The sequence below is a fragment of the Gordonia rhizosphera NBRC 16068 genome (genome assembly GCF_000298195.1).
Classification (GTDB): Bacteria; Actinomycetota; Actinomycetes; order Mycobacteriales; family Mycobacteriaceae; genus Gordonia; species Gordonia rhizosphera.
On the sequence record NZ_BAHC01000206.1, the window covers coordinates 1 to 13,964 of the forward strand.

1 protein-coding gene is annotated in these 13,964 nt (G+C 69.1%); it reads left to right on the top strand.

The genetic code is table 11. From position 1 onward, the window contains the following. Window positions 1-13,964, top strand: a 13,964-nt coding sequence (locus tag GORHZ_RS24855) for a non-ribosomal peptide synthetase (protein WP_006338024.1), incomplete at its 5' end; no start/stop codon positions are given.

Genomic DNA, 13,964 nt, shown 5'->3' on the forward strand with positions numbered 1-13,964 from the left:
CCCGCTCAGAAGGTTTCGCGCCGCTCGCCCAGGTGATGTTGTCCTTCGATCCGGCCGTGTCGGTCGAGGGCGCCGACTGGTCGGTGGGTGGGCTCACGGTGTCATCGGTGGAGCCGTCCTGGGTGCCCGCACAACTCGACCTCTCGGTCGTCGTCGGTTCGGCCGGTGCGGGCGAGGACTGGTCGTGCTCGATGGTCTACGCCACCGATCTGTTCGACCGGTCGCGGATTGAACAGATGGCGGCGCGTTTCGCCGCCCTGCTCGGCGGGCTGCTCGCCCGTCCGGACGCGGCGGTCGGCGACATCGAGATCATCTCCGCCGACGAACGCACGGTCGTCGGGGAATGGTCCGTGGGTGCCGAGGTCGCCGTTCGGGCCGATCTCGTCCCTGATGTCGTTGCCGCGCAGGTGCTCCGGACGCCCGAGAGTACCGCGCTGGTGTTCGAGGGGCGTAGTGTGTCCTTCGCCGAGTTCGGCGCGCGAGTCGCCGTGTTGGCGCGGGAGTTGATCGCCGCGGGTGTGGGACCCGATGTGGCCGTGGGTGTCTCGATGGACCGTTCGGTGGAGCTGGTCGTCGCGATTCATGCGGTGGTCGCGGCGGGTGGCCAGTACGTGCCGATCGACCCGGACACCCCGGCCGATCGAGTGCAGTACATGGTCGAGACCGCCGACGTGGCGTTCGTGCTTGTCGCGGCCGGCGCAACCCCTGACTCGCTCCCGGACGTGCCGACGATCGAGGTTGACACCACCGGTGACGTGGATCTGTCGGTCGCACCGGTCACGGATGCGGACCGGTTGGCGCCGTTGCGGTCCGACGACGCCGTGTACACGCTGTTCACATCGGGGTCGACGGGTCGGCCCAAGGGTGTGACGGTGTCGCATCGGTCGTTGGTGAACCGCCTGCGTTGGTGCGTGAACGAATTCGACTGGACTCCGGCCGACCGGGTGATGCTCAAGACGCCGTTCACCTTCGACGTGTCGGTGCCGGAGTTGTTCGCGCCGATGCTGGTCGGTGCGACGACCATCGTGGCGCGGCCGGGTGGTCATGCCGATCCGGTGTACCTCGCGCAGCTCCTTGCCGATGAGCGGGCGACGTCGGTGCATTTCGTGCCGTCGATGTTGTCGGTGTTCCTCGACGTGGTGCCCGCCGAACAGATCCGCTCGCTTGCGTCGCTGAAGTGGCTGCTCACCTCGGGTGAGGCGTTGCCGGCCTCGGTGGCCGCCCGGGCGCACGAGTTGCTGGGGCACACCGCGATCCACAACCTGTACGGGCCCACCGAGGCGACCGTCGACGTGACGTCCATCGACGTCACCGGCGCCGACCACGTCACCATCGGTGTGCCGGTGTGGAATACGTCGACATATGTGTTGGATGCGCGGTTGCGTTTGGTGCCGCCGGGTGTGCCGGGTGAGTTGTATCTGGGTGGGGTGCAGGTTGCTCGTGGGTATGCGTCGCGGTCGGGGTTGACCGCGGAGCGGTTTGTGGCGGATCCGTTCGGGGTGGCGGGTGCGCGGTTGTATCGGACCGGGGATCTGGTGCGGTGGAGTTCTGGTGGTGCGATCGAGTATCTGGGTCGTACGGATTTCCAGGTGAAGTTGCGGGGTCAGCGGATCGAGTTGGGTGAGATCGAGTCGGTGATCGCGTCGGCGCCCGGTGTCGTGCACACCGCCTGCACCGTCGTCGACGCGCCGACCGGTGGACAGCATCTCGTCGCCTACATCTCGCCGGCATCGGTCGACGTCGAGACGGTCAAGGCCGCCGTCGCCGAGGCGCTGCCGGAGTACATGCGCCCGTCGGTGTGGATGACCCTCGACGACATCGCCCTCAACAGTTCCGGCAAGCTCAACCGCAACGCGCTGCCCGCGCCCGTGTTCGAGCTCGGCGAGTACGTTGCGCCGGACACCGACGACGAGGCGCTGGTCGCCGCGGTGATCGCCGATGTCCTCGGGGTCGAGCGGGTCGGCGTGACCGAATCGTTCTTCGACATCGGCGGCAACTCGCTGTCGGCGATGCGGGTCGCCGCCCGGGTCGCCGAGGGACTCGGTGTCGACGTGTCGGTGCGCGATCTCTTCGACTTCCCGACGGTGCGCGAACTCGTCGAGGCCGTCGCCGGTCGGGGGCGGACCGTGGCCCCGCTCGTCGCCGGCGCACGCCCGGCACGGCTGCCGCTGTCGATGGCGCAGTCGCGGATGTGGTTCATCAACCGGTTCGATCCGTCGTCCTCGGCATACAACATCCCGATGGCGTTGCGGCTGACCGGAAATCTCGACGCCGACGCCCTCGCGGACGCGATCGGTGATGTGCTCGAGCGGCACGAGGTGCTGCGCACCATCTACCCGCTCGACGCCGACGGCCCGTTCCAGCACATTCTCGACGCCGGGCAGGCGCGTGAGGCGCTCGACTGGCAGGTGGTCGACGACGAGGCCGAATTGTCGGCCTCCGCGACACAGGGTTTCGACGTGACCGTCGATCTGCCGATCCGTGGTCGTCTCCGCAAGGCCGGCGACGACACCTACGAGGTCGTGCTGACCGCCCATCACATCGCCTTCGACGGCGCGTCCACCGCGGTGTTCGTGCGCGATCTACTCGCGGCGTACGTGTCGCGGACCGGTGACGGATCCACCGCGGCACCGCTGGGCGTGCAGTACGCCGACTACGCACTGTGGCAGCGCGACACCCTCGGCACCGCGGACGACCCGAACAGTCTGCTGGGTCGGCAGCTCGCGTACTGGCGCGAACATCTCGCCGCGCTGCCGTCGGTGACCGACCTGCCGATGGACCGCCCTCGCCCCGCGGTCATGGAGACCACCGCGGGAGTGGTGTCGATGACCGTCGACGACGGTCTGGCCCGTGGACTGGAGCGCTTCGCAAGGACGCACGGCGTGACCCCGTTCATGGCCTCGCATGCCGCCCTGGCGATCCTGGTGGCCCGGCTGGCCGCCACCGACGACGTGGTGATCGGCACGCCGATCGCCGGCCGCACCGACGCCGCGGTCGGCGAACTGGTCGGCATGTTCGTCAACACGCTGGTGTTGCGGACCGCGGTGGACGAGGCCCAATCGGTGTCCGACTTCGTCGCGAAGGTGCGCACCGAGGACCTCGAGGCCTTCGCCCACGCCGACGTGCAGTTCGAGGAGCTGATCGAGGAGCTCGCGCCGACGCGGTCCACCGCCTTCCCGCCGTTGGCGCAGATCGCCTTCACCCATATCGACGGCCGACCCGGTGAGACCACCCTCGAGGCCGCCGGGGTGGTCGCGCAACCGTTGGAGCTGCCCGATCAGGTCGCCAAGTTCGAACTGATGGTGGGCGTGACCTCGCGGACCGAGACCTCGCCGATGACGGTCGAATTCGTCTATGCTCATTCACTGTTCGACGAGGTGACGGTCCGCCGCTTCGTCGAGTCGTGGATGCGGGTGGTCGAATCGATGGTCGCCGATCCAGATGTCGTGCTCGGGGACATTGATCTACTGACCCCGCAGGACGCGGCGACGCTGGTGCCGGTCAGCGGTGGCCCGGCCGTGGTCGGGCCTCGGCCGCTGAACGCGATGCTCGCGGACACCGCCGCCCGCTACCCGGGCAATCTCGCGGTGACCGACGCTTCCGGCAGTGCGCTGACCTATGCGGAGCTCGATGCGCAGTCGAACCGTGTTGCGCGCTGGCTGATCTCGCAGGGGGTCGGCGTGGAATCGCTGGTGGCGTTGGCGATCGGCAGGTCGGTCGAGTTCCTGACGATGGTCTGGGCGGTGGCCAAGGCCGGCGCGGGTTACCTACCCGTCGACCCCGGCTATCCGACGGACCGCATCGAACACATGCTGTCGGACTCCGGGGTCCGGGTCGGACTCACCAGCGAGCGCCACCGTTCGTCGTTGCCAACCAGCCTCGACTGGATCGCAGTGGATACCGCGGACTTCGGTGCGCGGACCGCGGAACTGGACCCGTCGGTGCTGAGCCCGGACGAGATCATCGGCACACCACATCCGGATGCGGTCGCCTACCTGATCTACACGTCCGGCTCCACCGGTACCCCGAAGGGAGTGGCGGTCACCGCCCGCAGTGTGGAGAACTTCACGCGGATCGCGGTCGAGCGCTGGGGATTGACCGACAAGTCGCGTGTCCTCGGATTCTCCTCACCGAGCTTCGACATGTCGATCCTCGAGTGGCTGGCACCCACAGGGGCGGGCGCGGCGTTGCTGTACCGCTCTGATGACACGTTGGGCGGGGAACCGCTGGCCGCGTTCATGCGTGCGCAGCGGGTGACCCACGCATGCCTCACACCCACGGTGCTGGCCACGTTGGAACCGGGATCGGTGCCCGACCTGCGGGCGCTCGTTTCGGGCGGCGAGAACGTGGCGGCGTCCCTGGTGGAGCAGTGGGGACCGCTGGTTTCGTTCTACGACTGGTACGGTCCGACCGAGACGACCATCGTCACCGTGATGAGCAAGGCCATGCTGCCCGGCGAACCGAAGACGATGGGCAGTCCGATCCCGGGTGCCGATCTGCTGGTGCTGGATTCGCGGCTGCACCCGGTGCCGATGGGTGTCGCCGCCGAGTTGTACATCGCGGGTGGCGCGCTGGCCAGCGGATACGTCGGTCGCCCAGGACTGACGTCGAGCCGATTCGTGGTCAATCCCTTCGGCGGGCCGGGCGAACGGATGTACCGCACCGGCGACGTGGTGCGCTGGCGCCACGATCGGGCCGGCGACCTCGTCCTCGAATACGTCGGCCGCAGCGACGATCAGGTGAAGTTGCGTGGCCTGCGCATCGAGCTCGGCGAGATCGAAGCCGTGCTGGCATCGCATCCGCAGGTGAAGTCCGCCGTGGTCATCGGTGTCGGTGGCTCGGTGGCGACGGCCCTGGCCGCCTACGTGGTGCTGCGCGAGCATGTGGAGATCGGTGAGCTGCGGGCGTACGTCGGGCAGCGGCTGCCGTCACACATGGTGCCGGCGAGTATCGCGGTGCTGGATGCGCTGCCGCTGACCCCGGTCGGCAAACTCGACAAACGTGCCCTCCCCGAACCACAGATCGAGGCGGGGGAGTACATCGCGCCGGCGACCGACTTGGAGCTTGCGGTGGCGGAGATCTTCGCCGAGGTGCTCGGCGAAGATCGGGTCAGCGTGGTGGACAGCTTCTTCGAGGTCGGTGGCAATTCGCTCTCCGCGACTCGAGTGGCGGCCCGTGTGGCCGATGTCGTGGGTGCCGACGTCGCGGTCCGTGACGTCTTCGAGGCGCCGACGCCGCGGTCGCTGGCCGCCGCCATCGAGGGACGCGGCGCCGGACTGGCGCCGATCGTGGCGATCGAGCCGCGCCCCGAACCGGTGCCGGTGTCCTTTGCTCAGGCCCGCATGTGGTTCATCAACCAGTTCGACCCCTCGTCCTCGACCTACAACGTGCCGATGGTGCTGCGTCTGATGGGGGATCTGGACACTGCGGCGCTACGTGCGGCGACAAAGGACGTCGTGGCACGTCACGAAGTGCTGCGGACGACGTTCCCGTCGGTGGACGGTGTCCCGGTCCAGGTGGTCGAGCCCGCCGAACACATCGGCGAACGGTTCGACTGGGCGGTGGCGGCGTCGGCCGCCGAGTTGCAGGCGTCGGCCACCGCCGGCTTCGACGTCACCCGTCAATGGCCGCTGCGGGCTCGCCTGCTACGTGTCGCCGACGGCGAGTTCGTGTTCGCGCTCGTCGCCCACCACATCGCCGCCGACGGCGAGTCGATGGCCCCGCTCGTCGCCGACCTCGTCACCGCCTACGCCGCACGGGCGGCCGGCCAGGAACCCGCGTTCGCGCCGATGGAGGTGCAGTTCGCAGACTTCTCGATCTGGCAACATCAGGTGCTGGGTTCCACCGACGACGCCGACTCCGTGGTGGGACAACAGCTGTCGTATTGGTCGTCGAAACTGCGCGGCCTGCCGGATGTGCTCGAACTGCCATCCGACCGGCCGCGGCCGGTGGTCGCGACGCAACGCGGTGACCAGGTCTCCTTCGAGATCCCGGCCGACACCGTCGACCGGATCGCGGCGTTCGCGCACGCACGTGGCGTCACCCAGTTCATGGTCGTCCACGCGGCGCTGTCGGTGCTGCTGGCGCGGCTGTCGGCGACCTCCGACATCGCGGTGGGCACCCCGATCGCGGGCCGTGGCCGACAGGTGCTCGACGCCATGGTCGGCATGTTCGTGAACACCCTCGTGCTCCGCGCCGACGTCGATGCGGGAATGTCGTTCGCCGAGTTGCTCGATCAGGTCCGGGTCACCGACCTCGACGCGTTCGCGCATGCCGACGTACCGTTCGAAACGCTGGTCGAGCACCTCGATCCGGTGCGTTCGGAGGCGTTCGCGCCGCTGACCCAGGTGCTGCTGACCTTCCACCAGTCGACGCTGCCGGAGTTCGCGAATGCGCTCGGGAGCACGGCCGACTCGACAACGGTTGCCGGCCTGACGATCTCGCCGGTCGAACCACCGGAGACACCGGCCAAGGTTGACCTCACCTTCGCCATCGCCGGCGGCACAGAGGGCCTTCCGTGGCCGGCGCAGATCGTCTTCGCGACCGACCTGTTCGACGCGGCGACGATCGAGTCCATGACGGAACGCTTCCTGCGGGTGCTCGCCGCCTGTGTCGAGGATCCGTCCGCACCGGTCGGCGACATTCCCGTGTTGTCGGTCACCGAGGCCGACGCGCTCGGGTCGCTGCCGGCCCCGGTGACCGACACCGTCAACGCCGAACGCAGTCTCGTGGACCTGTTCGCGGCGACGGTCGCGCGGCACCGGACGCGCACCGCCGTGACGGCCGAGGGCGCCTCGCTGTCCTACGGCGATCTCGACGACCGCTCGGATGCGGTGGCCGCGGCGCTGATCGCGCGCGGCGTCGAAGCGGGTGACCTGGTCGGTATCGCCACTGCTCGCTCGGTCGATCTCGCGGTGTCGATCATCGCGGTGATGAAGGCCGGTGCGGGTTATCTCCCGCTCGACACCACCAATCCCGCGGAACGCCTGGCGTTCATCGTGTCCGATGCGGCGGTGGGCATCGTCATCACCGATCCCGCGACCGCAGGCCACGAGTTGTTCTCGTCTCTGCCGCAGACCGTGACGGCCGTCGACATCGAGGAACTGGCCCGCGAGGGTGACGGCGCCGCGCCGGTGTCGGTGGCGGTGTCGCCGGCCTCGCGCGCCTACGTGATCTACACCTCGGGATCCACCGGCCTGCCCAAGGGCGTGGAAATCACCCACCGCGATGTGGTGACCCTGATGGACACGGCGGCAGGCGATTTCGATTTCGAACCGACCGACGTGTGGACGATGTTCCACTCCTACGCGTTCGACTTCTCGGTGTGGGAGCTGTGGGGTCCGTTCCTGTCGGGTGCGCGACTGGTGATCGTGGACCGCGGCCTCGCCCGCGATCCGGATGCCTTCGTCGAACTGCTGCACGCCGAGGGCGTCACGGTACTCAACCAGACACCGTCGGCCTTCTACCAGCTGATCGACGCGCGGCGGCGCAACCGCGTGGATCTGCCGTTGCGCTACATCGTGTTCGGCGGCGAGGCACTCGGATTCGAACAGGTGCGCCGCTGGTACGACGACCACCCGGCCGAGACGGCTCAGCTGGTCAACATGTACGGCATCACCGAGACCACGGTGCACGTCAGCTACCGTCCGCTGGACCGCGAACTGGTGTCGGTGGGGGATGCCTCGCTCATCGGCCGTCCGCTGGGGTCGTTGGCGATCCACATCCTCGACGAGCGGCTGCATCCGGTCCCGCCGGGTGTCGTCGGGGAGATGTATGTCACCGGTGGCCAGTTGGCGCAGGGCTATCTGGGCCGTCCGGGACTGTCGTCGACGCGGTTCGTCGCCAACCCATTCGATCGCGACGGCGGGCGGATGTACCGGACCGGTGACCTCGCACGCCGAGTCGGTGACGACATCGAGTACCTCGGTCGTGGTGACGCACAGGTGCAGCTGCGTGGGTTCCGCATCGAATACGGCGAGATCGAGGCCGCGCTCCTCGGTGTCGACGGGGTGTCGGCGGCCGCGGCCAATGTCGTCGAACTGCCAGGTCGCGGTGAACAACTCATCGGATACGTCGTCGCCGAGGGTGCTGGGGACGTCGACGCTGCGCACGTCCGCGACGTCGTGACCCGCGCGGTGCCCGGCTACATGGTGCCGAGCGTGATCATCACGGTGGGGTCGCTGCCGCTGACGGCCAACGGGAAACTCGATCGTCGGGCCCTGCCGATGCCCGAACTCGAGGGCCACGGCGAGGATTACGTGGCGCCGGAGACCTCGACCGAGGAGACGCTCGCACGAGTCGTCGCCGGCGTTCTCGGTGTCGACCGGATCAGCGTCGTCGAGTCGTTCTTCGCCCTCGGCGGAGATTCGATCCTGGCCATCCAGCTGTCCTCGGCGGCCCGGGCCGCGGGACTGCAGGTGTCGCCACGCGACATCTTCGAGCACAAGTCGGTGCGCGCGATGGCGCACGCGCTGGCGGTCGGTGGCGCACAACTGCCGATGATCACCGAGCCGGACACCGGCGACGACCGCATCGAGATCTCCCCGGTCGCCTCGTGGATGCTCGAGTTGTCGGATACGCCAAGCGATTTCGCCGACTTCTCGCAGGCGATGGTGCTGACGGCCCCGGACGGTCTCGACGTCGAGGGTCTGACCCGGGTGCTGACCGAGGTCGCCGCGGCGCACCCGATGCTCTCGGCGCGACTGGCGCAGGTCGACGGGCAGTGGACGTATCGGGTCGGTGACGGCACGGGCTGCGTGGTCGCAGAGATGTCCACCGAAGTACCGGTGTCCTCGCCGGAGTTCGGTGAGTCGCTGCGCGTCGCCCATGCCGATGCGCTGGGCCGGCTGGACCCGGAGGCGGGGGTCATCGTGTCCGCGGTGCTGGTCTCGGGCCAGGGCGGCGCGCGTGTGGTCCTCGCGATCCACCATCTCGGTGTCGACGCCGTCTCGTGGCCGATCCTCATCGAGGACGTGATCACCGTGTGGGGTCAGCTGCAGGCGGGATTCGAGCCGAACGTCCGCCGTGAGGTGACATCGGCACGTGCGTGGCATGCGGCGCTCGCCGATCAGGCCGAAGACCGCGCCGACGAGGTGGCCTACTGGGCGGCCCGGGTGGATCGGGCGCCGACGGACTTCGGTGTCGCATTCGACCGGAGCCGGGACCGGTTCTCCACCACCGAATCCGTAACGGTCGCCGTGGATGCCGCGGTCACCGAGGCGCTGCTCACCACGGTGCCCGAGGCGTACGCCGGACACGTCAACGACGCCCTGGTGGCGGCTCTGGCACGAGCGGTGCGCTCGTGGCAGGTCGACCGCGGGATCGCCGACGACAATCCGGTGTCGGTGTTGATGGAGGGCCACGGCCGCTACGAGGAGGTGCTGGCGAGCGGTGCGCACCCGGCCACGGCCGATCTGTCGCGCACCGTGGGATGGTTCACCACCATCGCGCCGACGAACCTCGACCCCGCCGCCGACATCGTGCACGCGGTCAAGGCGGCCAAGGAGGAGCGGCTCGGGCAGCCCGACCGCGGTGTCGGATTCGGCACGCTGCGCTTCGGCGGCGACGAGCGGCTCGCGGGCACCGCGTTGCCGTCGATCGGATTCAACTTCCTCGGCGGCGGAGCGCGCTCGGCCGCCGACGACCTCGACGTGCCGTTCCTGGCCGACGCCGCGGCGCCGGTGCTGCCGGCGACGGTCTCCGGGGCGATGGCCGCGATGAACACGCTGACCGTCAACGTCGGTGCGCGGGCGGTCGAATCCGGCCGTGAGCTGTCCGCGGACTTCATGTTCGTCTCCTCGGTGCTGTCCGCCGACGACGTCGCCGACATCGCGGGGCGCTGGCAGCGGGAATTGACCGCCGTCGTCGAACATCTCGCGAGCGCCGGCGATCCGGGCCTGTCCCCGTCGGATGTGCCGGGTACCGGCGTGACACAGGCCGATCTCGACGAGCTGGCGCACCGGTTCCCGGGCGCCGACATCTGGCCCTTGTCGCCGCTGCAGTCCGGGCTGCACTTCGAGTCCATGCTGGCCTCGACCCAGCACAACGCCGCAGTCGACGTCTATGTGGTGCAGTCGATCCTGAAGCTCGGTGGCACCATCGACCTGGACCGGCTGCGCGGCGCGGCGCAGGCGCTGTTCGCCGAACACCGCGCGCTGCGGTCGGGCTTCGTGCGCACCGGCAGCGGTGCGGTCGTGGCCGTGGTGCCCGAATCGGTCGAGGTGGGCTGGCAGGTGATCGACCTCGACGCCGGTGAGACCGCCGATGCGGTCGACACCCGCATCCGGCAGGCGGCGCAGGCGCAACGGCGGGAGCCGTTCGATCTCGAACGCCCGCCGCTGATGCGGTTCGCCGTGGTCCGGCACGGGGACAGTGCCCACCTCGTGGTGACCAATCACCACATCCTGATCGACGGCTGGTCGGGTCCGCTGGTGCTCGCCGATCTGCTCGCGCTGTATGCGACCGGCACCACCTACACCGGTCAGATCGGCAGCGGCGGTGGCGATTTCGAGGACTACCTGACCCACATCGCGTCGATCGACAAGGCCGCCGGGCGGGCGGCGTGGCGCGAGGTGCTCGCCCCGGTCGACACGCCGACGCTGGTCGCGCCGGGTGCCGAGGCGACCAGCGACGCGCTGCCGCAGGATCATGCAGTGATCCTGGATTCCGAACTTGTCTCCGGGATCGAGGCGGTGGCCCGGGCCGAGGGTGCGACGGTGGCGACGGTGCTGCAGTTCGCGTGGGCGGTGTTGCTGTCCCGACTCACCGGAAACCGTGTCGTATCGTTCGCGGAGACGGTCTCGGGTCGGCCCGCCGACATCGAGGGTGTCGAGTCGATGGTCGGTCTCTTCATCAACACGCTGCCCGCGGTGGTCGATGTCGATCCGCAGGCGCCGATCACCGAGGTGCTGTCGCGCTTGCAGGCGGCGAAGGTGTCGGTGCTCGATCATCAGCACCTCGCGCTGCCGGAGCTGACGGCCCTGGCCGGCGGGGGAGCCGGTGTCGCCGGCCCGCTGTTCGACACCCTCACGGTGCACGAGTCCTACCCGGTGAACACCGAGTCGTTGACGACGACGGATGCGTCGGTCACCGGTGGACTCGAGATCCAGGACTTCGAGGGTTCCGACGCCACGCACTACCCGCTCAACATGGCCACCTCGCCGGTATCCGGCGGCCGGCTCTCGCTCACCGTCAAGTACCTGCCGAGCGCCTTCGACGCCGACCAGATCCAGGTGTTCAGCGACGCTCTGGTGGAGATCCTGCGGACGGTGGCGACGTGTCCCGACACTCTGACCGCCGACATCGGTCTGGTGGCTCCCCACGTGATGCGGACCCTGACACCGGTGTCCGGTGGGCCGGGCACCGAGCCGCGACTGTTGGCGGACATCTTCACCGACGCCGCCGACCGGCACCCCGACCGAATCGCCGTTGTCGACGGTGGCGGCGCTTCGCTCACCTACGCGGAGCTGGATGCGCGATCGAATCGCCTGGCACGGTGGTTGATCGCCCGCGGTGTCGGCACCGAGTCGCTGGTCGCGCTGGCAATCGGCCGGTCAGCCGAATTGCTGACCGCCATCTGGGCGGTGGCGAAGACGGGGGCCGGCTATGTCCCGGTCGATCCCGACTATCCGGCCGAGCGCGTGGCCACGATGGTGGAGGACTCGGGCGCGAGCCTCGGTCTGACCGCGGCCACCGGCGAGCTGCCGGAGCGGGGTTTCGACTGGATTCGGCTCGACGACGTCGCGGTCGCCGGCGAGATCGACGGTTTCGACGACCGGCGGGTCACCCCGGCCGACATCCTCCGCCCGGTGCGTATCGAGAACGTCGCCTACGTGATCTACACGTCTGGGTCGACCGGTCGGCCCAAGGGTGTGTCCGTGACCCACGCGGGACTGGCCAACTTCGGTGCTCAGGAGTCGACAGCGCTGGCGGTCGCCGAGGCGCCGGTGGTGTTGGGCTTCGCGTCGCCAAGCTTCGACGCGTCCGTGCTCGAGTACCTGCTCGCCACGGTCAACGGCGGCACGCTGGCCTATCGGCCGGCCGAGGCGGTCGGCGGTGTGGTGTTGCAGGACTTCCTGCGCACCCAGAAGGTGGCGCACACGTTCCTGACCCCGACCGTGCTGTCGTCGCTCGATCCTGAGCAGCTGCCGGATCTGTCCGCCCTGATGTGCGGCGGTGAGGCGGTGCCACCGGCGCTGATGGACGAATGGTCGCCGCACGTACGCTTCCACAACCTGTACGGACCGACCGAGACGACGATCGGCATCTCGCTGAGCACGCCGATGCATCCGGGACAACTGGTCCACATGGGCGCTCCGATCGGCGGTGTGGGGCTGCTCGTCCTCGACGACCGGCTCCATCCGGTGCCCGTCGGTGTGCCGGGCGAGCTGTACGCGACCGGTGCAGCGCTCTCACGCGGCTACCTCGACCGTCCGGGACTGACCGCGGAACGATTTGTCGCCAACCCGTTCGGGGCAGCGGGTGACCGCATGTACCGCACCGGTGACGTCGTCCGCTGGCGCCGCTCCGCCGAGGGCGAACTGGTGCTCGAGTACGCCGGCCGCTCCGATGATCAGGTCAAGCTGCGTGGTCTGCGGATCGAACTCGGTGAGATCGAGAACGTGCTCGCCGCGCATCCGGCGGTCGAGTCGGCGGTTGTGATCGGGGTCGGTGGTTCGGTGGCCACGGCGCTGGCCGGCTACGTCGTGGTGAACGGGCCTGTCGACGTGGCGGAGCTGCGCGAACACGTCGCCGCACGTCTGCCGTCGCACATGGTGCCGTCGAGCATCGCGGTGCTCGACGCGCTGCCGATGACCCCGGTGGGCAAGCTCGACAAGCGGGCACTGCCCGAACCCGTGATCGAGGTGGCGGCACAGTATGTGGCCCCGGAGACGAAGACCGAGGCGGCCGTCGCGGCGGTGTTCGCCGAGGTGCTCGACATGGATCGGGTCGGGGTCACGCAGAGCTTCTTCGACCTGGGCGGCAACTCGCTGTCGGCGACACGGGTGCTGGCCGGTCTGCGTGAGGCCGGCCACGAGCTCGAACTCGCGTGGCTGTTCAACGATCCGACCCCGCGCGGTGTCGCGGCACGCCTCGACGGCGGCGGGTCGTCGGCCGGGCAGGTGCTGATCACGCTCAACGGGCTGGGTTCGCGCCCGCCGCTGTTCTGCGTGCACCCGGCGGGTGGTCTGGCCTGGTTCTACGGCGGCTTCGTGCCCTACCTGGCCGACCGGCCGGTCTACGGCCTGCAGGATCCGCATGTGGTGAGCGGGGAGCCGAGCGCCGCATCGGTCGAGGCGATGGCCGACCGTTATCTCGAGGAGATCCGTCGGGTCTCACCGCAGGGCCCCTATCACCTGCTCGGGTGGTCTCTGGGCGGTTACATCGCCTACGCGATCGCCGCCCGCCTGCGCGCGGAGGGCGAGGAGGTCGCGTTCCTCGGCGTGATAGACTCCTCACCGATCCCGGTCGCCGAAGGATCGGAGGAGACCATCCCCGTCGGGGTGCAGCTCGGCGGCGACTTCGTCGGCGACTTCCTCGGTGGATGGCGGGATCTCTTCGACCTCGACGAGGATGTGCACGCGGACAGCGCCGAGGAGGTCGCGGAGATCATCCGGACGCAGATCGCGTCGATGGGGCTGTTGGGCGCCGACCAGGTGCAGTGGGTGATGGACAGCTTCGCCACCGGTGAGGCGCTGGTGGAGAACTATCGGCCCGCGCCGTTCGACGGCCCGCTGCTGGTGTTCACCGCCACCCGCGACAAGGAGGACCCGACCGCGGTGGCCCGCGGGTGGGAGCCATACGTCGCCGGAACGATCACCAACGTCGACGTCGACGCCGACCACCTCGGTCTCGCCAACCCGGAGGCCCTCGACGTCATCGGGCCGACGCTCGAGCAGTGGCTGTCCGGAGGCGGACAGCCGAACGACAACGACACCACCACGATCAGTAATGGAGAGGACTGA